The sequence below is a fragment of the Candidatus Latescibacterota bacterium genome (assembly GCA_020633725.1).
In the GTDB taxonomy this organism is placed as follows: domain Bacteria; phylum Krumholzibacteriota; class Krumholzibacteriia; order JACNKJ01; family JACNKJ01; genus VGXI01.
Map to the genome: position 1 here is coordinate 35,009 of JACKDC010000005.1, position 21,179 is coordinate 56,187.

Sequence of the window (21,179 nt, forward strand, 5' to 3'; positions counted from 1 at the left end):
GGGGGAGACGTGAGTTCGTCGAAGGAGACCCGCTTCTACGGCTACCTGGCCGAGTTCGAGACCGTCAACGGCCTCGTGGACGCCTGCGCCGCCATCCGCGACGCCGGCTACACCCGCTGGGACGCGCACACGCCCTTCCCGGTCCACGGCCTCGACGGCGCCATGGGCCTGCGCACGACCAAGCTGCCCTGGGTGGTCTTCTTCTCGGGGCTCACCGGCGCCGGCCTCGGCCTGCTGCTGCAGTACTGGACCTCCGCGGTGGACTACCCGCTCATCATCAGCGGCAAGCCGCTGTTCAGCATTCCCGCGAACGTGCCCATCACCTTCGAGATGACCATCCTGTTCTCGGCGCTGAGCGCGTTCATCGGCATGCTGGCCTTCAACGGCCTGCCCCAGTTCTACCACCCCGTCTTCCACAGCGAGCGCTTCCGTCGCGCGACGGACGACCGCTTCTTCATCACCGTAGAGGCGCGCGATCCCCGCTTCCGCGAGGACGACACGCGCAGCCTTCTCGAGTCCCTGGGCCCGGTCCAGGTCGAGCGTCTCGAGGAGGACTAGGATGCCGCGCTGGATTCTGCAGCTGCTGGTGCTGGGCGCGCTGATCACCCTGATCCCGCTGGCGATGGTCACGCGCGAGCGCATGAGCTCGCATGGAGATCGCACGCGCATCAGCATCATCCCCGACATGGACAAGCAGCCCAAGTACAAGGCGCAGGAGGCCAGTCCGCTCTTCGTGGACGGCCGCTCCGCGCGCGCCGACGTGCCGGGCACCGTGGCCCGCGGCGAGCTGCGCGCCGACGCCGCGCTCTACCAGGGCCGCGACGGCGACGCCTGGATCGACAGCTTCCCGGTGGCGGTGGACTCCACGCTGCTGGCGCGCGGTCGAGAGCGCTTCGGCATCTTCTGCGCGCCCTGCCACGGCCTCGCGGGCCGCGGTGACGGCATGGTGAACCAGCGCGCGATGGCGCTGGCCGAAGGGGGCTGGACGCCGCCCAGCGACCTGACCGGCGAGCTGATCCGCAGCCGGCCGCTGGGCCACCTGTACAACACGATCACCGAGGGCATCCGCAACATGCCGGCCTACGGGCCGCAGGTGCCGCCTCACGACCGCTGGGCCATCGTGGCCTACGTGAAGGCCCTGCAACTCAGTCAGCACGCGACCCTCGCCGACGTTCCCGCCGATCAGCGGGACCTGCTCAAGTAGGGACGATGGGAGCTCACAGAAGGCCGCCGCTGCTGGACATCCAGCAAGAGAACCGCCACCTCGGCGACTGGGGCCGCCGCACGCTGCGCATCGCGGCCGTGCTGGCCGTGCTGGGCCTGGCGGCGAGCCTGGCCCTGGGCGCGGGCGCCGGCGACGGCTGGCAGCGCTTCGGCCAGTCCTATCTGCTGAACTTCGCCTACTTCCTCAGCCTGTCGCTCGGCGCGCTCTTCTTCGTGCTGATCCAGCACGTCACGGGCGCCACCTGGAGCGTCGTCGTGCGGCGCCTGGCCGAGGCCATCGCCACGAACCTGCCCTGGCTGGGGCTGCTGGCGATTCCCATCCTCCTGATGATGGGCAAGCTCTACCACTGGACCGACGCGGCGCACGTCGCCCACGACCCGCTGCTGCAGGGCAAGGCGCCCTACCTGAACAAGACCTTCTTCATGATCCGCATGGCGGTCTACTTCCTGGTCTGGACCTGGCTGTCGCGCTACTACTACACGCGCTCGACGCGGCAGGATGCGAGCGGCGACATCGCCCACACCCACGCCATGCAGCGCCTGAGCGGGCCGGGCCTCGTGATCTTCGCGATCACCAGCACCTTCGCGGCCGTGGATCTGCTGATGAGCCTGGAGCCGCACTGGTTCAGCACGATCTTCGGCGTCTACTACTTCGCGGGCAGCGCCGTGGGCTGCTTCGCGCTGCTGGCGCTCTGGGCGCGCCTGCTGCAGCGCGGCAAGATCCTGAGCCGCGCGATCACGCGCGAGCACTACCACGACCTGGGCAAGCTGGTGTTCGCGTTCATCGTCTTCTGGGCCTACATCGCCTTCTCGCAGTACATGCTCATCTGGTACGCCAACGTGCCCGAGGAGACGGTGTGGTACCTGGCGCGGCAGACGGGCCAGTGGACCGCCGTCTCCGTGCTCCTGCTCTTCGGACACTTCTTCGCGCCCTTCCTCGGCCTGCTCTCGCGCTACCCCAAGCGCCAGATGCTGCTGCTCATGCCGGGCGCGCTCTGGGTGCTCTTCATGCACTGGGTGGATCTCTACTGGCTCGTGATGCCCACGTTCAGCCCCGAGCGCGTGCCGCTGCACTGGCTGGACCTGACCCTCTTCGTCGGCCTGGGCGGGCTGTCCGTCTCGCTCGTGATGCTGCGCCTGCGCAGCGTGGCCGTGGTGCCGGAGCGCGACCCGCGCCTGGCCGCGTCGCTGGAGTTCGAGAATGCCTGAGTCGACCTCGCCGGAGCCGCGCTACGACGACCCCAAGAGCAGCAGCACGGCCTGGGTGGCCGCGATCGGCGGGCTCATCCTGCTGGTGCTGATCATGGGGCTGCAGCTCGTCTTCCGGCAGATGGAGGACACGGAGATCGAGGCCAAGCAGTCGTCGGCGGACGCCGAGGCCCTGGCCGCGCTCGAGGCCACGCAGGAGGCGGAGATCAGCGACTTCGCCTGGGTGGACCGCGAGCAGGGCGTCGTGCGGATGCCCATCGCCACGGCGATGGAGGAGATCGTGGACCGCTACGGAAAGGTTGCCGGGCGTTGAGCGTTCGCATCGGCATGACGCGCCTCGCGCGCGCGGCGCTCCTGGCGGCGGCCCTCGTCCTCGTGGCGGGCGCGCTCGGGCAGCCCGTGCGGGCGCTGGAGTCGGCGGAGCAGGAGCTGCCGGAGCTGGAGGGCCTCGGCATCTTCCACCAGGGCGGCGCCCAGGTGCCGCTGGAGCTGGCCTTCACCGACGAGGACGGCAACCCGGCGACGCTGGGCCAGTACATCGACGGCTCGAAGCCCGTCATCCTGACGCTCGTCTATTACAACTGCCCGATGCTCTGCAACATCCTGCTGGACCAGTTCGTCAAGGGTCTGGACGAGCTGGACTGGACGCCGGGGCAGGAGTTCAGCGTCGTGACGGTGAGCATCGACCCGCGGGACGACGCCGCCGGCTCGGCCAAGAAGAAGGCCCACCAGATCGAGAACTACGGCAGGCCCTCGGCGGCGGCCGGCTGGCACTTCCTCACCGGTGACGACGCCACCATCCACCGCCTGGCCGACAGCGTGGGCTTCAAGTACGCCTACGACGAGGCCAGCGGGCAGTACCGTCACGCGGCGGGCATCTTCGTGCTCACGCCGGACGGCAAGGTGAGCCAGACCCTGCTGGGCCTGGAGTTTCCCGCCAAGGACCTGCGACTGGCCCTGGTGGAGGCGTCCGCCGGCGAGATCGGCAACGCCCTGGACCGGGCCCTGCTCTTCTGCTTCCATTACGACGCCACGGAAGGGCGCTATGCCGTGGCGGCCATGAACCTGATGCGCCTGGGCGGCGGCGTGACCGTGGCCGTGCTGGGCCTGTGGCTGTTCACCGTCTGGCGGCGCGATCGCCGGCGCCGGCGGGTGCTAGCAGAGGGAACCCACTCTTGAGACTGCTGAACACGCTCTTCGGGCACTGGGATGGCGCCATGCTGGCGCAGGCGGCCGGCTCCTTCTGGATGCCGCGCCAGGGGACCGCCCTCGCGGGTGAAGTGGACAGCATCTTCGACTTCATCCTCTGGCTCAGCCTCTTCTTCTTCACGCTGATCGTCGGCCTGATGATCGTCTTCATCGTGCGCTACCGGCAGCGTCGGCGCGACGAGCTGCCGGAGACCTCGCCGAGCCACAACACCGCGCTCGAGCTCACCTGGACGCTGGTGCCGGTGGCGCTGGTGGTGGTGATCTTCACCGTCGGCTTCCGCGGCTACCTGCGCCTCACGGTGACGCCCACCGACTCCTACGAGGTGCTGGTGACGGCCCAGAAGTGGAACTGGCAGTTCACCTATCCGAACGGGTACAGCGACCCCGAGCTGCACGTCCCCGCCGGCAAGCCGGTGCGCCTGGTGATGAGCTCGCAGGACGTCATCCACAGCTTCTTCGTGCCGGACTTCCGCGTGAAGCGCGACGTGGTGCCCGGCCGCTACAGCAAGGTCTGGTTCGAGGCCGACGAGCCCGGCGAGCACGCGATTCTCTGCGCCGAGTTCTGCGGCACCGGGCACTCGGACATGCTGTCCAAGGTGATCGTGCAGCCGCAGGCGGAGTTCGACGCCTGGCTCGACAACGCCGGCGGCTTCCTGGACAAGCTGCCCCCGGCCGAGGCCGGCGAGCGCGTGACGCGCAGCCTGGGCTGCAACGTCTGCCACAGCAGCGATGGCCGGCGCCTGGCCGGGCCCACCTACAAGGGTCTCTTCGGCCACGAGGTGAAGCTTCGCGACGGCAGCACGGTCATCGCGGACGAGGACTACATCCGCAACTCCATCCTCGACCCTCAGGGCCAGGTGGTGGAGGGCTTCGATCCGGTGATGCCCACCTTCCAGGGGCGCATCAACGACAAGGAGATCACCGTGATCATCGCCTACATCAAGTCACTGAGCGAGTAGGGGGCTGAGGGCGACATGAGCAGCATCGCAAGCAGCGCGAGCGACAACTACCTGACCCACGGCCACGGGCTGAAGTCCTGGCTGACCACGCTGGACCACAAGCGCATCGGCGTGCTCTACCTGATCTCGGTGCTGACCAGCTTCTTCCTGGGCGGCCTCTTCGCGATCCTGGTGCGCACCGAGTTGCTGACGCCCGGCCACACGATCATGAACGCGGACAGCTACAACCAGTCCTTCACGCTGCACGGCGCGATCATGATCTTCCTGTTCATCATCCCCAGCATCCCGGCCGCTTTCGGCAACTTCGTGCTGCCGGTGATGCTCGGCGCCAAGGACGTCGCCTTCCCGCGCCTGAACCTCGCGAGCTGGTACCTCTACGTGATCGGGGCGGTCTTCGCGCTGGTCTCGATCCTCGCGGGCGGCGTGGACACGGGCTGGACCTTCTACACGCCCTACAGCACCTCCGCCAGCGGGGCCGTGGTCTGGCTCACGATGGGCGCCTTCATCCTCGGCTTCAGCTCCATCTTCACCGGGCTGAACTTCATCGTCACCGTGCACAAGCTGCGGCCGAAGTGGATGGGCTGGTTCAAGATGCCGCTCTTCCTCTGGTCGCTCTACGCCACGGCGATCATCCAGGTGCTGGCGACGCCGGTGCTGGGCATCACGCTGGTGCTGCTGGTGCTGGAGCGCAGCTTCGGCATCGGCATCTTCGACCCGGCCCTCGGCGGCGATCCGGTGCTCTACCAGCACTTCTTCTGGTTCTACTCGCACCCGGCCGTCTACATCATGATCCTGCCGGCCATGGGCATCATCTCCGAGCTGGTGTCGGTGTTCAGCCGCAAGCACATCTTCGGCTACCGCTTCATCGCCTACTCGAGCATCGCCATCGCGATCTTCGGCTTCCTCGTGTGGGGCCACCACATGTTCACCAGCGGTCAGTCCAGCCTGGCGAACATGATCTTCAGCGCGCTGACCTTCAGCGTGTCGATCCCCTCGGCGATCAAGGTGTTCAACTGGCTGACGACCATGTACAAGGGCAGCCTGCGCCTGGACACGCCGATGCTCTACGTCCTCAACTTCCTCTTCCTGTTCACGATCGGCGGCCTGACGGGACTCTTCCTGGGCACGCTGGCCACGGACGTCCACCTGCACGACACCTATTTCGTGGTGGCGCACTTCCACTACGTCATGATGGGCGGCACGGTGATCGCCTTCCTCGGCGGCCTGCACTACTGGTGGCCGAAGATGTTCGGCCGCATGTACAACGAGACCTGGGGCCGCATCGCCGCGGTGATGATCTTCATCGGCTTCAACGTGACCTTCTTCACCCAGTTCGTGATGGGCAGCAAGGGCATGCCGCGGCGCTACTACAACTACCCGCCCGAGTACGAGATCTACCACCAGATCTCGACGGCCGGCTCCTACATCCTGGCGATCGGCTTCGTGATCATCGCGGTCTACCTGATCGGCTCGCTCTTCAAGGGCCGCCGCGCGCCGGCCAATCCCTGGGGCGCGAACACGATGGAGTGGCAGTGCGCGTCGCCGCCGCCCTACTACAACTTCAAGGACGTGCCCGCCGAGCACGATCCCTACGACTTCAGCCACCTGCGCTACGACGCGTCCATCGACGGCTACGTGCCCGTCGACGGCGCGTCCTCGAGCTAGCGCGGGGCCGCGGGGGAATTCATGGCACAGCACGCCTCGCATCTGGCGCACCACTTCGACAACGAGAAGCAGCAGTACGAGTCCAGCAAGCTGGGCATGTGGCTCTTCCTGGCCACCGAGATCCTGCTCTTCGGCGGGCTGTTCTGCGCCTACGCGGTGTACCGGGCGAACCATCCGGAGATCTTCGTCTACGCGCACCACTTCCTGGACAAGACCCTGGGCGGCATCAACACCGTGGTGCTGATCTGCAGCAGCCTGACCATGGCCATGGCCGTGCGCACGGCGCAGCTCGGGCAGCGCAGGCGCACCGTGTTGCTGCTCGCGGTCACGCTGCTCTGCGCGCTGGGCTTCCTGAGCATCAAGTACGTGGAGTACAAGGCCAAGTGGGAGCACGGGCTGCTCTGGGGCAGGCACTACGCGCCGGCGATGCACGAGGCCGAGGCCGACGCCCACGCCGCCCCGGCGATCCCCGCGCCGCCCGTGGCCAGCGGCGACGGCAGCACGTCCAGCCTGGTCCCGCCCGCGGCCGACGCGCCCGGCGGCCTGGCGCCCGAGGCGCTGGCCCAGTCTCCCCGCGACGAGGCGACGCCCGCCGCGGCCCCGCACGACGCCGAGGGCCTGCCCACGCACGACGCCAACGCGCCGAAGAACGTGCAGACCTTCTTCTCGATCTACTTCGCGATGACCGGCCTCCACGCCATCCACGTGATCGCCGGCATGATCGCGATCTTCTGGGTCCTGCTGCGCACGCGGCGCGGCGAGTTCGGCCCGGACTACTACACGCCGGTCGACCTGGTGGGCCTCTACTGGCACCTGGTGGACCTGATCTGGATCTATCTCTTCCCGCTGCTCTACCTGATCAAGTAGTGGGCGGGACCGGAAGGACGCGACGATGACTCACGGCGATCACGCTCACGACGCTCCGCACGTGGTGCCGCTGAAGGTGCTGCTCGGGGTCTGGGCTGCCCTGCTGTTCTTCACCTTCGTCACCGTGGCCGTGACCTGGATCAATCTCGGCCCCCTCAGCCTGCCGGTGGCCATCGGCATCGCCACGGTGAAGGCCATGCTGGTCGCGCTCTTCTTCATGCACCTCAAGTACGACCGGCCCTTCAACGCCGTGGTGCTGGTCTCGTCGATTTTCTTCGTGCTGCTCTTCGTGGGTCTCGCGCTGCTCGACACCCTGCACTATCGCGACGACCTGATCCCCGGCTACTCCCCGGCCATGCCCAAGACCGAGGCCGCCGCCGACGTGGCGGCCACCGCCACCGCCGCCGAGACCGCGCCCGCCGAGGCCCCCGCCTCGCACTGACGCCCCTCGCTCCGCCGACTGTCGCTAGGGGGTGGGTTCGCCCGCCAGCCAGCGCGTGGCCAGGGGCTCCTGCGAATACCACGCGAACCAGAACGCCTCGGCGCAGGTCACCGGCGCGCCGTCCGGCGACGTGACCGTGGCCACGGGCGGATCGCCGGGCCAGACCCGGAAGGCCAGCGCGCGCCCCGCCAGGGTGTCCTGCCAGCGGCCGTCCGCATCGGCGCGCGCGGCGATCCAGGCCAGGGGATAGAGCCGCCGCTCGCCGCCGGTCCACACCGACAGCACCGGGCTCTTGAGCGAGAGGCCCGTCGCCTCCTCGTCGGGGAGCGGCCGCGCGGGGTACTGCAGGCGGTCCGAACCCAGGTAGCTGACGTAGGGCCGCCGCCGGTACTTGCGGGCCAGCCCCTCCTCCGAGGGCTCCAGCACGGCCGTGCCGGGGTGCCGGGCCAGCCAGTCGTCCCAGCGCGTCAGGGCGACGGGCACACGCGCCAGGCTGTCGCCGCGCGCGGCGGCGGGCCCGGCGAGCGCCCGTCCCGTGAGCTGGCTCCAGAGGCTCGCCGCCTGCGTGCTGTCGGACGGCGTGCCGCGGTCGTAGAGCAGCAGGTTCGAGTTGTAGAAGAGCCCGCTCACCCCGAACGCCACGCCCTCCGACGCATACGCGCAGGCCGCCCCGCAGAGGGGATTCCAGGTGACGAGCAGCGCCTCGCCGCCCAGCGTGTCGTTCACCACCTCGTGCCAGTTGAGGATGGACACGGGGTAGGCACAGGCCGCGCCGTTCGCCGCGACACCCAGCACGCGGTCGCTCCCCATCAGGAAGGGCTCGCGGCCCTTGGCGTTGAGCGCCGCGAGTCCGGCGGCGTCCAGGCGCGGGGGATGGGACAGGGCGGGCAGGCCGTCGCGCGGGACGCCCGAGGGGACGATCTCGCTGCGCGGGATGGCCAGGTCGCTCAGCTCGAAGCCGTAGGTCTCGAGGTGCTTGCCGTCGCCGCGCAGGCCGCCGGCCTCGAAGGCCCGGCGCTGGTTCAGCTGCCAGGAGAGCGCCAGCATGCCGAGGAGGAACGCGACGGCGAAGAGCCAGGCGTTGCGCCGGCCGAGGATCATCGCGCGCCGGGCGTCGCGGTCGCCACGGCCGGCGCGGGTTCGCCGGCGAGCTCGGCGCGAAGGGACTGCGCGCTCGGCCCGCGGTGACCCGCGTGACGTCCCCCGTCGCTCACCAGGAGGATGAGCGCCAGGGGCAGCACGATGACGCTGGCCAGGAACAGCTGCCGGGCGCTGCGCAGATCGAGCCGCCGCCACAGACGAAGGCTGAGGAGCACCAGCACGAGGCCCAGCGCGGCGAAGCCTGCGGCCGAGGGCGCGCCGGCCAGTCCCGCCATGGCGAAGGCCAGGCCCAGCGGCACCAGCGCCAGGCTGTAGAGCGTGGACAGCGCCCCTGTCAACTGGCCGCCCGGGTCGACCACGGGCAGCATGCGAAAGCCTCCGCGCGCGTAGTCCTCGCGGTAGAGCCAGGCCAGCGCCAGGAAGTGGGGCACCTGCCACAGAAAGAGCAGCAGTCCGAAGAGCCAGGCCCCGGGGGCGAGGCGGCCGGTGGCGGCCGTCCAGCCCAGCACCGGCGGCAGCGCGCCGCAGATCGCGCCCACGAGCGTGTTCAGGGTGCTGCGGGGCTTGAGCGGCGTGTAGACGAGCACGTAGAGCAGCACCGTGCTCAGCGCGAGCCCCGCGGTCAGCGGATTGGTGCCGCCGAGCAGCAGCGCCTGACCCAGCACGAGCTGAAGCGTCGCGACGGTCGCCGCGTGGCCCACGCCGAGCCGTCCGCTGGGCAGGGGGCGCAGCTTCGTGCGCTCCATGCGCGCGTCGCGGCGACGCTCCCAGACCTGGTTGAAGGCGTTCGCGCTGAAGGCGCAGAGCAAGGTGCCGAGCAGCGTGGCGGCGAGTTCGGGCAGGTCGAGCGGCCCCCGCCGCGCGAGCAGATAGGCCGCCGCCGTGGTGGCGAGCACCAGCGTGCTCAGCCGCGCCTTGCTGAGGGCGGCGTAGAGCCCGAGGCGCGCGCGCAGCGCGTCGAGGGGGCGAGGTGTCGTGGACGAGTGGGCCATGGCAATTGAGTTGGCAGAGGGGAGGCCGAGGCGTAGGATACGGCCTCGGCGCCCGACCGACGCCGCCCAAGGTAGCAGTCCGCAGGCGGGCGCGAAAGGGAAAAGCGTCCGGGGCAAGGGTTTAGAGAATAGATGGTCCTGTCCGCGGGGACGTCGCCGCGGCGCCGGACCCGACCGAAGGAGCGCCATGGCCACCCTCTCCGCCTATCCACCCCTCGCCGGCGAGTCCCGCGGCCAGTGGCTCGCGCTCGGCTTCGGCACCAGCGCGGCCATGTGGGCCCTCGCCTACCTGAGCCGGCTCTTCGCCTCGGCGCTGCCGCCCTGGCTGCTCTTCGTCCTGTTCATCGTCTGTCTGCTGGGCGGCGGCGCCCTCGCCGGGCGCTACGGGACGCGCGGCGTCGCCGGGGGCGCGCGGGTGGGCGCGCTGGCGTCCCTGCTCAATCTGCTGATCCTGGGGAGCGTCCTCGGCGGCGACGTGCCCGGCGAACTGCGCCGCGCGGCCGTCTTCTGGGTGCCGGGGTCGATCCTGCTGGGCGTGCTCCTGGCCGCCTGCGGCGCCTGGCTGGCGATGCGCAAGCGCACGCCGGAGCCGTTCTCGTCGAGCGCGGCGCCGCCCGCGCTGGGCTGGAACTCGGCCTTCGCCGCCGTGGCCGCGGCGACGACCCTGATGCTCCTGGGGGCCGGCGGTCTCGTCACCAGCGAGGAGGCGGGCCTCGCGGTGGTCGACTGGCCCAACAGCTACGGCTTCAACATGTTCCTCTACCCGCTCTCGCGCATGACGGGCGGCATCTTCTACGAGCACGCGCACCGGCTGCTCGGCTCGTTGGTGGGACTCACCACCCTCGTGCTGGCGCTGCAGCTGCAGTTCTCGGAGCGGCGGCGCTGGCTGCGGGCGCTGGGCTGGGTGGCGCTGCTGATGGTCGTCCTGCAGGGACTGCTGGGCGGCCTGCGCGTGACCGGGCGCTTCACGATGAGCCAGTCTCCGACCGACATGGCGCCCAGCCTCGATCTGGCCGTGGTCCACGGCATCCTGGGTCAGCTCTTCTTCGGGCTTCTGCTCGCGCTCACCGCCTTCAGCAGCCGGCTCTGGGTGTCGGGCCGCCTGCCCGAGCCGCGGCCCACCGCGTCCACCGACCGCCAGCTCACGGCGGTCCTGGTGCTGGCCGTCTTCGTCCAGCTGGTGCTGGGCGCGATGCTGCGGCACATGGCGCGGGGGATGCTCTGGCACGTTAGCTTCGCCATGGTGCTGGCGCTGCTGGCCCTCGCGGTGGGGGCGCGCCACTGGGGGCTCTACCGGGACCTGCCCCTGCTCAGGCCTCTCGGACGGACGCTGACCATCCTCGTCGGCGTGCAGCTGCTCCTCGGCACCGGCGCGCTGGCCGCGGTGAACGGAACGCCGGATCCCGGCGACCTGCCCTGGTGGGAGGTCGCGCTGACGACCCTGCACCAGCTCACCGGCGCGACCATCCTCGGGCTGTCGGTGCTGCTGAGTCTCTGGAGCCGACGCCTGCTGGCGCCGGAGCCGGAGCAGGCGAGCTAGCCCAGGCCGGCGAGCGCGCGGCTGGCGCTGGCCTCGATGCTGGAGAGGTCGATGGCCAGCCGCACCGGCTCGGCGTCGCCGAAGAGGAAGCGCGTCTCGGCGAAGCCCATGCCCCGTGCCATGGAGCTCAGCGTGGCCTCGGCGCTCTTCTGCACCTCGTGGCGCATGCTGTCCACGAGCTGCTTGGCCAGGCCCTCGGCCTCGTCGCGCGCGGCCTTGATGAGCTGGTTCTTTTCCTTCTCCGAGAACTTGCCGCCGAAGACGCGGCCGATCCAGTCCGGCAGCAGCAGGGGGACGAGGGCGGCGCCGCGCTCGTCGTAGAACTGCATGTCCTTCATCTGGATCTCGTAGGCCGGCGGCGGCAGCGTGAAGCTGAGCCCGCCGTCGCCCACGGGCGCCACGGCGAAGGCCGGATGGCGCAGGTCGTAGCGGAAGTCCACCACGAACTCGAAGACCATGGCGGTCTGCTTGGAACTGAGCAGCCAGGCGAGCCATTTCTCGCCCCAGTCGCCGAAGAGGTGGTCGCGGCTGGTGACGATCTGCTTCGTGAACACCTTCAGCACCACGAGCTCGCCGACGCTCTTGAAGGCCTCCACCGAGCTGCTGGCCGTGATGTGGGGGCCCGAGCCGCCGCGGCGTCGCCTGAGGGCCAGCATGGCGATGACGGCGAGCAGAACGCCCGCCACGAGACCGAAGAGCAGCGTGTCCATGGGATACCTCCGGGGGCAGTCTAGGCGGACGGGACCGCGCCGTCCAGCCCCGCGGCGGACGGTGGCGCCGGGACCGGAAGCGGGCTATCCTCGACCGAGGCCCTCACGACGAAGGAGACGTCATGAAACGAACCGCGCGGGAGCTGTCGGAGCCGCTGCTGCACAGGGGCTTCGACTCCCTGGGTCCCTCCGAGCAGCGGGTGCTGCGCCGGATCGCCGAGCGCCTGCACATCTCGAGGAACGTGCGCGCGGAGCAGGAGGCGTCGCTCACCCTGGGCCAGCGCCTGGCCGACCGCATCGCGGCCTTCGGCGGCTCGTGGACCTTCATCCTGTTCTTCCTCGGCGTGCTGCTGGTCTGGATCGTGGCGAACTCCCTGCTGCTCCTGCGCCACGGCCGCGCCTTCGACCCCTATCCCTACATCCTGCTCAACCTGGTGCTGTCCATGCTGGCGGCCCTGCAGGCGCCGGTGATCATGATGTCCCAGAATCGCCAGGCGGCGAAGGACCGGCTCGACGCCGCCCACGACTACGAGGTGAACCTCAAGGCCGAGCTGGAGATCATGGCGCTGCACCAGAAGCTGGACGCCCTGACCGCCCTGCTCGCCGCGCGCGAGCCGGGCGCGGCGACGGAGGAGCCATGAGCCCGCAACGACTCCCCGCGAAGGCCGCGGCGCTGCTCGCCCTCCTCGCGATCTGCGCGTGCAGCGACGGCGGCGACGAGACCATCCCGCAGGTCGCGCTGGTTCGACCCAGCGACGGCAGCCTGGTCAGCGGGCAGGTGCTGCTGGAGGCCACGGCCAGCGACGAGAACGGCATCGCCACCGTGATCTTCCTGGTGGACGGCGACGAACTCGGCGAGGACGACATCGCGCCCTACACCTACGACTGGGACTCCACGCCCTACGCGGACAACGACACCCACACGCTCTGGGCGGCGGCGGAGGACCACGCGGGCAATCGCGCCTACTCGGAGTACGTGGTGGTGCGCGTCACGACGCCCTAGCTAGGGCGTGAAGAAGGTGACGTCGAACGCGCCGCCGCCCAGCGTGAGCGCCGCGCCGCCGCCCGACTTGGGCAACGTGGCGCTGAAGCTCCCCGTCATGCCGGTGGCGCTGAACGCGTCGATGCTCCAGCTCCCCACGTCCGGCCCGCCGATGGCGGTCCAGGCGTCGCTCGTGCCCACCCTGATCACCGAGATCGAGACCTCGGAGGGCACCGCGTAGCTGTTCCCCGCCGACACCGGCACCTGCGGCACCGCGGTCAGCTGCCACTCCGTGCTTGAGGCACTGACGCTGAAGCTCGCTCCACCGCCAGAGGCCGTGACCACGGTGGCCGCGTTCCAGGGGGTGCCGTCCAGGGAGGCGCCCAGCGCGCTGGGCGTGCCGGTGGGCAGGGGCGGCAGTCCCGCGGCCACGGTGATGTCGAAGGCGCCCTCGGTGACGCTGCGGTGCAGGGGCGTGCCCCCCAGTACCTCGTCGGCGACGAAGGCGAAGTTTCCGGCGATGCGCGTGGCCGTGCGCGTGGTGATGTCCACCATGCCGGCGCTGCCGCTGAAGGGTGTGAGCCAACCCTGCGGCGGGACGACCACCTGGGCCGTCCCCCCGGCATTGGTCACGAAGTTCACGCCCAGCGGGTAGACGCCCTCGCCGCTGATGAAGCCGAGGTAGAGCTGGACGCCCCTGCCGGTCGCGTCGATGCCGCTGATCGTGAGCGGGCTCGTGACGGGATCGCTCGGATTGCCCGAGATGGAGATCGTCTGGCTGCGGCTGGCCCAGCTGCCGCCGTCGATCTTCGCCGTGAAGCTGTTGCCGCCAGTGTTGCCGGGTCCCACCGGACCGCTCGGACCGCCGCCGCTGTCACATCCCATCACGAGCAGACCGGCGAGCAGCGCGGCGCAAAGCGTGCTGCGTCGCATGTGTCCTCCTGTTGGTGCCGCATGTTGGCGGCGAGACGGCGAGACTAGCACCGCGGCGGCGCGCGCCGCCAGCGACAAGCGCTTGATCCACTGTGAAGGAGTTGCGGCTCCGAAATGCAGGCTGCGCGGCGCTTGCCCGCGGGCGCGCGGGGCGCTAGGATCGCGCTTCCCATCACAACGTGCACGAGGAGACGGCATGAAGGACAAGGTCGTGGTCATCACCGGGGCCAGCGGCGGCATCGGCGCGGCGCTGGCCGAGCAGCTCGCGGCGCAGGGCGCGGCGCTGACGCTGGTGGCGCGCCGCCAGGACGCCCTCGCCGCGGTGGCCGCGCGCTGCGGCGCGCGCGCGCTGGCCGTGGCGGCGGACGTCAGCGAGCGCGCGCAGGTGAAGCGCGTCGTCGCGGAGACGCTGGCGAAGCATGGGCGCATCGACGTCTGGGTGAACAACGTGGGCGTGGGCATCTCGCGTCAGCCCAGCCAGCTCACGGACGAGGACCTCGACGACATGATGCGCTACAACGTCAAGAGCGCCCTCTACGGCATGCAGGAGACCCTGCCCCACTTCGCGAGCCGAGGCACGGGGCAGGTGGTGAACGTCTCCTCGCTGCTCGGACGTGTTCCCTTCGCGGTGCAGCGCTCGGCCTACTGCGGGGCCAAGCACTTCCTCAACGCGCTGACGGCCACCTTCCGCGAGGAGGTGCAGGCCGAGCACCCGGGCATCCAGATCTCGCTGGTCTCGCCGGGTGTGGTCTACACGGACTTCGGACTCAACGCCCGCCACGGCGGCGTGGACTCGCGCAAGATCCCCGGCGGCCAGACGCCCGAAGAGGTGGCCGCCGTGATCGCGGACGTCATCGCGCGCCCCCGCCCCGACGTCTACACCCGCGCGGGCGCGCAGGCCCGGATCGCCCAGCACTACGCCGCGCTCGGGGAGGATCCCTGATGCCCCTGCCCCGCCGGCTCGTCCTCGCGCTCGCCCTCACCCTGGGAGTCGTCAGCATGGCCGCCGCCGAACCCTGCCGCACGCTCGCGTCCCTCACCTGGTTGCTCGGCCGCTGGCAGGCGGTGGGGGACACGACCACGGTCTTCGAGCGCTGGGCCGCGGTCTCCACCGACAGCTGGGAGGGCTACGGCGAAACGGCGAGCAACGGCGAGAGCGCCGCCGACCGCAGCGTGCTCGAGCGCGAGGCCCTGCGTCTGGTGAACATGGGAGACGAGATCTTCTACCTCGCCAAGGTGGCGCACAACGCACTGCCCGTCGCGTTCAAGCTCGTGGACTGCGGGGACGACTGGGCCGTCTTCGAGAACCCGGACCACGACTTCCCGCGCCGCCTCGAGTACCGCATCGCGGGCAACGGCATGGACGTCCACGTGTCGGACGGGCTGGCCGACGGCAAGGGCTTCACCCTGCGCTTCACACGCCGTTGAGCCGCTCCTCAACGCGCGCCTGGGTCGGAAAGCTGAGCGCGCCGTAGGCGACGAAGGCCACGGCACTGAGCGCGTTCAGCCAGTAGAGCGGCTGGGCTGCGATCACGCCGCCCCGCTGCGCGAGCAGGCAGATCACCAGGCCGAGGATCGCGGGCGCTTCGAGCAGGGCCAGGCGCGTGAGGGTCGCCTGGCGCAGCGCGGCCAGGGGGCCGATGGGCGGGCCGGGCGCGCCCTGCCTCAGCATCAACGACTGCAGCAGCGGGCCCAGTCCCCACGCGAAGGCGGCCAGCGCGGCGTGCACGATCGAGAGCGTGCGCAGCGTGGCCGCGGGCAGCGCGTCGCCGGTCTCCGTGCTCCGCGCGACCACGGCGAGCGCCAGCACCACCGCGGCGAAGAGCGAGACGCCGAGCATCAGCGCGAGCTGGAGGATCTGCAGCGCGCGCAGTTCGCCGCCGCGGAGCGCGTCGCGGAGGGCCTGCTTGCGGGAGGGTTCGGAGGTCGTCATACTCAGCTCCTTCCGGGTGCGTCCAGGCTAGTCGGCGCGGGCCCGGCGGGCAACGCAATCCTGCGGGGAGGCGCCGTGCGCTGGGATCCCGAAGCCTACCGCCGCTTTCTGGGCGAGCGCGAGCGCCCGGCCGAGGACCTGCTCTGTCGCGTGCCGCTCGAGGCGCCGCGGCGCATCGTCGACCTGGGCTGTGGCGACGCGGGCCTGACCTACGCGCTCGCGATGCGCTGGCCGGAGGCGGCGGTGCTGGGCGTCGACGCCTCCCCGTCGATGCTCGAGAGCGCCGAGGTCGAGACCACGATGCGCGTCGAGTTGCTCCGTGCGGACATCGCGGACTGGGCGCCCGCGGCCGGCGAGGCGCCGGACCTGATCGTCGCCAACTCCTCGCTGCACTGGCTGGACGACCACGCGCAGCTCTTCCCTCGCCTGCTGGGCTACCTGGCGCGGGGCGGCTGCCTGGCGGTGCAGATGCCCCGCAGCTGGGCGCTGCCCAGCCACGCGCACATGCGGGAGACGCTCGCGACCGGTGGCGTCGGCGGCCGTCCGCTGGGCACGCCCGCCCTGCGCGCACTGCTGTCACGCTGTCCCGTGGCCGACGCGGCCACCTACCACCGCCTGCTCGCGCCGCTCTGCGCGCGCCTGGAGATCTGGGAGACGCTCTACTTCCAGATGCTGAGCGGCGAGAACCCCGTGCTCGAGTGGATGATGGGCGCGGGCCTGCGCCCCGTGCTGGACGAGGCCACCGGCCTTCACGCCGACGAGCGCCGCCGCTTCCTGGACGGCTACACCGAGCGCCTGCGACGGGCCTACCCGGCCTGCGCCGATGGGCGCGTCCCCTTCCCCTTTCCGCGCCTCTTCATCGTGGCGTGCGTCGAGGCCACCTGACACCGGCCCGCCGGGCCCCAACGAGAGGACCGAGAATGACCGACCGCCAATCCGCCGCGCCCGCAGGCCTCGCCCGCCTGTCGGGCCTGGGCTATCTGGTGATCATCGTCGCGGGGATCTTCGCGGAGTTCTTCGTGCGCGGCGGGCTGATCGTGCCAGGCGACGGACCGGCCACGCTGGCGGCGATCCGCGGCGCGGAGACCCTCTACCGCAGCAGCCTCGCCAGCGAGTTCCTGATGCTGGTGAGCGACGTCATGCTGGCCGGCGCGCTCTACCTGCTCTTCCGCGCGGTGAGCCGCCCGCTGGCGCTGATCGCCGCCACCTTCCGCCTCACCCATGCCGCGATCGTCGGCGCGAACCTGCTCAACGCCTACCTGCCCCTGTTGCTGCTCCACGGCGCGGACACTCCCGCCGGCGCGCTGCGCGCGGAGTCGCTCACCCTCGTCTACCTCGACGCCCACGCCTACGGCTACGCGGTGGGGCTGGTCTTCTTCGGGGTGCACTGCCTGCTGCTGGGGACGCTGATCCTGCGCGCGACGGGCGTGCCGCGTCTGCTGGGCGCGCTGCTCCTGCTGGCAGGACTGGGCTACCTGGTCGACAGCCTCGGCCGCACGCTGCTCGTGGACTACGCGGCCTCGGCGGGCCTCTTCCAGACGCTCGTCTTCGTGCCCGCCTTCGTGGGGGAGCTGTCCTTCTGCCTCTGGCTGCTCATTCGCGGCGACCGCGGGCGGCCGCGCCCGCGGGTCCAGGCCGCCGTCTAGCGCAGGCGCTGAACGCGCGCGCCGCGAGTCACGCCGGCGGCCTCGAGGCGCAGCAGGTAGACGCCGGCCGGCAGGGGACGCCCCGCGTCATCCTCGCCCCGCCAGACGAGCGTGTGCGCGCCCGCGGCGGCAGGGCCGTCGCGCAGGACGGCGAGCCTGCGCCCGGTCACGTCGTGGACGCTGAGGCGGACGGGACCCGCCGCGGGCAGCGCGTAGCCGATGCGCGTCTCCCCGCGGAAGGGGTTGCCCACGGCCCAGACGCGCGGCGCATCGCCGTCGGCCGCCGGCGGCGCGGCGGTGACGTCCTGCTGCGTGTAGTGGAGGGTCGTCAGCTCCTCCTGGTGCGCGGGGTCGTAGGCGTGACCCGCCATGACGAACGCGCCGTCCGGGCCCAGCGCGATGGCGGTGGCGCCGTCGTTGGTGCCGAAGGGCCCGGGCCAGTGCAGCCGCCAGGCCTCGGCCCCGTCGGGCGCGTACTTCACCGCCACGTGGTCGCGGTCCTGCGGCGGATTGATGGTGAGCCCCGCCACGTAGACGTCCCCGGCCACATCCACCACCAGCGACGAGGGCAGGTCCGACGAGCTGCCGGGGCCGTCGTACTCCTGGTGCCAGAGCAGCTGGCCGGCGCCGTCATACTTGAGCGTGTGGATGTGGAAGCCGGCGCTCCCGAGGCGGCCGTAGCCGGTCACCAGCAGGTTGCCCTGGGCGTCCACGGCCATCGCGGTCGGCTCGACGGTGTCGCAGGGGTTGGACGGAAAGCTCTGCAGCCACTGGAGCTCGCCCGTCAGGCCGTTCAGACGCCAGACGCGGGTCTCGAAGAGGCCGCAGGCCGACTCCGGATTGCCCGCCAGCAGCACGTCGCCGCCGGGGGCGATCCCCACGCCGACGAACTCGAAGAGGCTGCCGAACTCGCCCGACTCGAACTGCTCCCACTGGAGGACGCCGTCGGCGTCGTACTTCACCGTCCCGTAGCTGAAGGGGAAGCTGTCGCTGTTCAGCAGGCCGGTGACGATCACCGCGCCGCTGGCGTCAACGGCCAGCGCCTCCGCGACGTCTGCGCCGCCTTCCGGGCCCGCGTAGCTGCGGGTCCAGAGCGCGTTGCCCGCCGCGTCCATCTTGATGACGAGGTAGTCTGCGTTGGAGGTGGCGCACAGGTAGAGGCTGCCGTCGTCGGCGCGGGCGAGGCGCGGCGGCAAGTCCAGGGGCTGGTTGCCCGTCAGCGGGAAGTGCCGCTCCCAGAGCAGCGTGCCGGCGACGTCGTAGAGCAGCACCGTGGCGTTGTCCTGCGCGCCGTCCCGGGTCCGCCCGGCCACGAGGGTCTTGCCCGGCTCGGGGATGATCACCGTGGAGGGGACGTCGGCGCCCAGTCCACCGAAGCGGCGGAACCAGAGCAGTGTGCCGTCGGGCGCGTAGCGCAGCAGCGCGAAGTCCTCGCGGTTCCCGCCCACGCCGAGCTGATAGGTGGTGCCGGCCACGAGGACGTCCCCGCCCGGGTCGACGGCCACCGCCACGGCCTCGTCGTCGTGGTTGTCGGGGCCGTTCCAGAGCTGCGCCCAGTCGAGGACGGGCGGCGTCTCCGCGGCGGCGGGCGAGGCGACGGCGACGAGCAGCAGTGCGGCGCGAAGCGCGCGGGGGAGGGAGCGGAGCATGGGGACCTCGGCGAGTGGGGGGTGTCGAGGCGAGTGAGTTTACAGGTCGGTCAGGACGCGGTCAATCCGGGCCAGCTGCGCGCGCAGGGCGTCACGGTCGAGGGCCGCCGGCAGCGCGCCCAGGAACTCCGCGTGCCGCCGTCCCGCCCGGTACTCCGGCTCTCGCGGCGGATGGGCAAGCCAGCGCTCCATCCTGAGCAAGTCCGGATCAAGGAGCAGGGTCGACGAGTAGTAGAGCAGGCCCTGTTCGCGGTAGATGGCCGAGCCGCCCACCTTGCGGTCGTCGCGCGCGAGATCGCTGATGCCCCGCTGCGTCACGCCCGGAGCGCCGGCGGCGGCCAGGGCGTCGATCAGCCACGTCGACAGGCGCGCGAAGGCGGCCTTGGAGCCGCCGATGCCGGGCAGCGGCAGGGCGGCGCTCGCGATCAGGTTGCCGGGGTCCAGCAGCACCGCGCAACCGCCGCCGCGCCGGCGGTACGCCGGCACGCCATCGGCGAGCACGGCCTCCAGGCGCAGTTCCACCTCGGGCTTCGATCCGCGTCCGAGCACGATGGCCGTGGCGTCGCAGGGGCGGAGCGTCCAGCGCGCGCGGCCGTCGGCGCGGACCGCATCCAGCAGCGCCTCGTCTTGCAGCCAGGGATGGATGGTGAGTCCCGAGGGGTGCAGCTCGGGCGCGGGGGGCGCGCCCACGCCTACTTCTTCTTCGGCGGCGCCAGGTGCACGGCGGCGCCGGCGGCCACCTCGGCGGCCTCGAGGATGCTCTCCGACAGCGTGGGATGGGGGTGGATCGTCACCATCATGTCCTCGAGCGTGGCGCCCATCTCGAGGGCCAGCGTGCCCTCGGCGATGAGCTCGCTCGCGTGCGGACCCACCATCGCGACGCCCAGCACGCGCTGGGTCTCGGGGTCGGCGAGGATCTTGACGAAGCCGTCGGTGTGGCCGATCGCCTTGGCGCGTCCCAGGGCGCTGAGCGGGAAGCGGCCCACTGTCACCGCGATGCCCTTGGCCTCGGCCTCGCGCTCGGTGAGGCCGGTCCAGGCGATCTCTGGCGAGGTGAAGACGACCGCGGGGACGGCGCGGTTGTCGAAGGCGCTCTTGTGGCCGGCGATGACCTCGGCGGCCACCTTGCCCTCGCGGCTGGCCTTGTGCGCGAGCATGGGGCCGGGGGCCACGTCGCCGATGGCGAAGACGTGCTTCACCGCCGTGCGGCATTCCTCGTCGGTGGGAATCTGCCCCTGGGCGTTCACGGCGAGGCCGAGCGCGTCGAGGCCGATGTCGTCGGTGTTGGGCTTGCGGCCCACGGCCACGAGCACGCGCTCGTAGTGGCGGCTGATCGTCTCGCCGCCGTGCTCGATGTCCACGCGGAAGCCCTGGTCCTTGCCGAGCTCCTTGATGCCCACCACCTTGCTCTCCAGCAGCAGCTCCTCGAAGCGCGCCTGGCAGTTCTTGAGCACGGGGCGCACCAGATCCTGGTCCGCGCCCATGAGCAGGTTCGGGAAGAGCTCGACCATGCTCACCTTGCTCCCGAGTCCGTGGTAGACCAGCCCCAGCTCGAGGCCGATGTACCCGCCGCCCACCACGAGCAGGTTCTCGGGGATCTCCGGAATCTCCAGCGCCTCGGCGCTGGACCAGACGGGCAGGTCGTAGGCCGGCGGAATCTCGTTGATGCGGCTGCCGGTGGCGATGATGGCGTGCTTGAAGCGGATGCGGCTCACCTCGCCGCCCTCGATCGCGAGTTCGTGGGCGCCGGCGAAGCGCCCGAAGCCCTTCACGACCTCGACGCCGCGCTTCTCCAGCAGACCGGCCACGCCGCCGGTGAGGCTGTCCACCACCTGCTGGGTCCAGTCGTGGAGCTTCTGCCGGTCGATGCTGATCTTGCCCACCTTCACGCCCAGCCGCTCGGCGGCGCGCGCCTCGTGCGCGATCTCCACGGCGTTGATCAGCGCCTTGGAGGGGATGCAGCCCTCCCTGAGACAGACGCCGCCCAGCTTGTCGGCCGCCTCCACCAGCGTGACCTCGAGGCCGAGATCCGCGGCGCGGATCGCCGCCACGTAGCCGCCGGGACCGCCGCCGATCACCACCAGGTCGGTTTCCAGCTCCAGGCTTCCCATCACCATC

24 protein-coding genes are annotated in these 21,179 nt (G+C 70.9%); 16 read left to right on the forward strand and 8 right to left on the reverse strand.

What is annotated here, in order from left to right:
• Positions 1 to 9: 9 nt before the first annotated feature.
• The 9 genes from H6693_11235 (at position 10) to H6693_11275 (ending at position 7,575) form a co-directional block, all read left to right on the forward strand.
• Entirely contained in the window at positions 10 to 558 is a 549-nt protein-coding gene (locus H6693_11235) for a DUF3341 domain-containing protein (protein ID MCB9516757.1), read from the forward strand.
• Positions 559 to 640: 82 nt separating this feature from the next.
• On the forward strand, positions 641 to 1,204 hold the full coding sequence (locus H6693_11240; GenBank protein MCB9516758.1) for a cytochrome c: 564 nt from the start codon (positions 641 to 643) through the stop codon (positions 1,202 to 1,204).
• A gap of 5 nt (positions 1,205 to 1,209) precedes the next feature.
• Positions 1,210 to 2,433: a quinol:cytochrome C oxidoreductase gene (locus H6693_11245; GenBank protein ID MCB9516759.1), complete on the forward strand. Its 1,224-nt coding sequence runs from the start codon at positions 1,210 to 1,212 to the stop codon at positions 2,431 to 2,433.
• Positions 2,426 to 2,746, forward strand: a complete 321-nt coding sequence (locus H6693_11250) for a hypothetical protein (GenBank protein MCB9516760.1) — start codon at positions 2,426 to 2,428, stop codon at positions 2,744 to 2,746. The genes H6693_11245 and H6693_11250 overlap by 8 nt, the downstream gene beginning before the upstream one ends.
• The gene (locus H6693_11255) at positions 2,743 to 3,612 is read left to right on the forward strand and encodes an SCO family protein (GenBank protein MCB9516761.1); all 870 of its coding nucleotides are present in this window, start codon (positions 2,743 to 2,745) and stop codon (positions 3,610 to 3,612) included. The genes H6693_11250 and H6693_11255 overlap by 4 nt, the downstream gene beginning before the upstream one ends.
• Before the next feature lie 38 nt (positions 3,613 to 3,650).
• On the forward strand, positions 3,651 to 4,601 hold the full coding sequence (gene coxB, locus H6693_11260; protein ID MCB9516762.1) for a cytochrome c oxidase subunit II: 951 nt from the start codon (positions 3,651 to 3,653) through the stop codon (positions 4,599 to 4,601).
• A gap of 15 nt (positions 4,602 to 4,616) precedes the next feature.
• Positions 4,617 to 6,266 (forward strand): cytochrome c oxidase subunit I, encoded by a 1,650-nt coding sequence (gene ctaD, locus H6693_11265; protein ID MCB9516763.1) that lies wholly within the window; start codon positions 4,617 to 4,619, stop codon positions 6,264 to 6,266.
• Between the two features lie 96 nt (positions 6,267 to 6,362).
• On the forward strand, positions 6,363 to 7,133 hold the full coding sequence (locus H6693_11270) for a cytochrome c oxidase subunit 3 (GenBank protein ID MCB9516764.1): 771 nt from the start codon (positions 6,363 to 6,365) through the stop codon (positions 7,131 to 7,133).
• Between the two features lie 25 nt (positions 7,134 to 7,158).
• Complete coding sequence (locus tag H6693_11275) at positions 7,159 to 7,575, forward strand: cytochrome C oxidase subunit IV family protein (protein ID MCB9516765.1); 417 nt, start codon at positions 7,159 to 7,161, stop codon at positions 7,573 to 7,575.
• Between the two features lie 24 nt (positions 7,576 to 7,599).
• Here the strand turns inward: H6693_11275 and H6693_11280 are convergent, their stop codons facing one another.
• On the reverse strand, positions 7,600 to 8,676 hold the full coding sequence (locus H6693_11280) for a DUF3179 domain-containing protein (GenBank protein MCB9516766.1): 1,077 nt from the start codon (positions 8,674 to 8,676) through the stop codon (positions 7,600 to 7,602).
• Positions 8,673 to 9,668 carry a protoheme IX farnesyltransferase gene (gene cyoE, locus H6693_11285; protein ID MCB9516767.1) on the reverse strand — a complete coding sequence of 332 codons (996 nt, stop codon included), beginning with the start codon at positions 9,666 to 9,668 and terminating at the stop codon, positions 8,673 to 8,675. Before cyoE ends, H6693_11280 begins: the two co-directional genes overlap by 4 nt.
• Positions 9,669 to 9,855: 187 nt before the next feature.
• On the opposite strand from cyoE, the gene H6693_11290 reads away from it, so the two are divergent.
• Positions 9,856 to 11,208: a COX15/CtaA family protein gene (locus tag H6693_11290; GenBank protein ID MCB9516768.1), complete on the forward strand. Its 1,353-nt coding sequence runs from the start codon at positions 9,856 to 9,858 to the stop codon at positions 11,206 to 11,208.
• Here the strand turns inward: H6693_11290 and H6693_11295 are convergent.
• The gene (locus H6693_11295; GenBank protein ID MCB9516769.1) at positions 11,205 to 11,918 is read right to left on the reverse strand and encodes a DUF4230 domain-containing protein; all 714 of its coding nucleotides are present in this window, start codon (positions 11,916 to 11,918) and stop codon (positions 11,205 to 11,207) included. The genes H6693_11290 and H6693_11295 overlap by 4 nt on opposite strands.
• Positions 11,919 to 12,040: 122 nt before the next feature.
• On the opposite strand from H6693_11295, the gene H6693_11300 reads away from it, so the two are divergent.
• Together H6693_11300 and H6693_11305 are read left to right on the forward strand one after the other, a co-directional pair.
• The gene (locus tag H6693_11300; GenBank protein ID MCB9516770.1) at positions 12,041 to 12,559 is read left to right on the forward strand and encodes a DUF1003 domain-containing protein; all 519 of its coding nucleotides are present in this window, start codon (positions 12,041 to 12,043) and stop codon (positions 12,557 to 12,559) included.
• The gene (locus tag H6693_11305) at positions 12,556 to 12,921 is read left to right on the forward strand and encodes an Ig-like domain-containing protein (GenBank protein ID MCB9516771.1); all 366 of its coding nucleotides are present in this window, start codon (positions 12,556 to 12,558) and stop codon (positions 12,919 to 12,921) included. Before H6693_11300 ends, H6693_11305 begins: the two co-directional genes overlap by 4 nt.
• Here H6693_11305 and H6693_11310 read toward each other — a convergent pair whose 3' ends face one another.
• Positions 12,922 to 13,833 (reverse strand): hypothetical protein, encoded by a 912-nt coding sequence (locus tag H6693_11310; protein MCB9516772.1) that lies wholly within the window; start codon positions 13,831 to 13,833, stop codon positions 12,922 to 12,924.
• Between the two features lie 196 nt (positions 13,834 to 14,029).
• On the opposite strand from H6693_11310, the gene H6693_11315 reads away from it, so the two are divergent.
• Entirely contained in the window at positions 14,030 to 14,776 is a 747-nt protein-coding gene (locus tag H6693_11315; protein MCB9516773.1) for an SDR family NAD(P)-dependent oxidoreductase, read from the forward strand.
• Positions 14,776 to 15,261, forward strand: a complete 486-nt coding sequence (locus H6693_11320; GenBank protein MCB9516774.1) for a hypothetical protein — start codon at positions 14,776 to 14,778, stop codon at positions 15,259 to 15,261. Before H6693_11315 ends, H6693_11320 begins: the two co-directional genes overlap by 1 nt.
• Here H6693_11320 and H6693_11325 read toward each other — a convergent pair.
• The gene (locus tag H6693_11325; protein MCB9516775.1) at positions 15,248 to 15,766 is read right to left on the reverse strand and encodes a hypothetical protein; all 519 of its coding nucleotides are present in this window, start codon (positions 15,764 to 15,766) and stop codon (positions 15,248 to 15,250) included. The genes H6693_11320 and H6693_11325 overlap by 14 nt on opposite strands.
• Positions 15,767 to 15,826: 60 nt before the next feature.
• On the opposite strand from H6693_11325, the gene H6693_11330 reads away from it, so the two are divergent.
• Together H6693_11330 and H6693_11335 are read left to right on the forward strand one after the other, a co-directional pair.
• Positions 15,827 to 16,651, forward strand: a complete 825-nt coding sequence (locus H6693_11330; protein MCB9516776.1) for a methyltransferase domain-containing protein — start codon at positions 15,827 to 15,829, stop codon at positions 16,649 to 16,651.
• 35 nt (positions 16,652 to 16,686) lie between these two features.
• Entirely contained in the window at positions 16,687 to 17,412 is a 726-nt protein-coding gene (locus H6693_11335) for a DUF4386 domain-containing protein (protein MCB9516777.1), read from the forward strand.
• Here H6693_11335 and H6693_11340 read toward each other — a convergent pair.
• The 3 genes from H6693_11340 to lpdA are packed head-to-tail and all read right to left on the reverse strand — an operon-like array spanning position 17,409 to position 21,178.
• A complete protein-coding gene (locus H6693_11340; GenBank protein MCB9516778.1) occupies positions 17,409 to 19,061 on the reverse strand; it encodes a hypothetical protein in 1,653 nt (550 codons plus the stop codon). The two genes, H6693_11335 and H6693_11340, sit on opposite strands and share 4 nt — an antisense overlap.
• Before the next feature lie 39 nt (positions 19,062 to 19,100).
• Entirely contained in the window at positions 19,101 to 19,751 is a 651-nt protein-coding gene (locus H6693_11345; GenBank protein MCB9516779.1) for a hypothetical protein, read from the reverse strand.
• 2 nt (positions 19,752 to 19,753) lie between these two features.
• The gene (gene lpdA, locus H6693_11350) at positions 19,754 to 21,178 is read right to left on the reverse strand and encodes a dihydrolipoyl dehydrogenase (protein MCB9516780.1); all 1,425 of its coding nucleotides are present in this window, start codon (positions 21,176 to 21,178) and stop codon (positions 19,754 to 19,756) included.
• Between the last annotated feature and the right edge of the window lies 1 nt (position 21,179).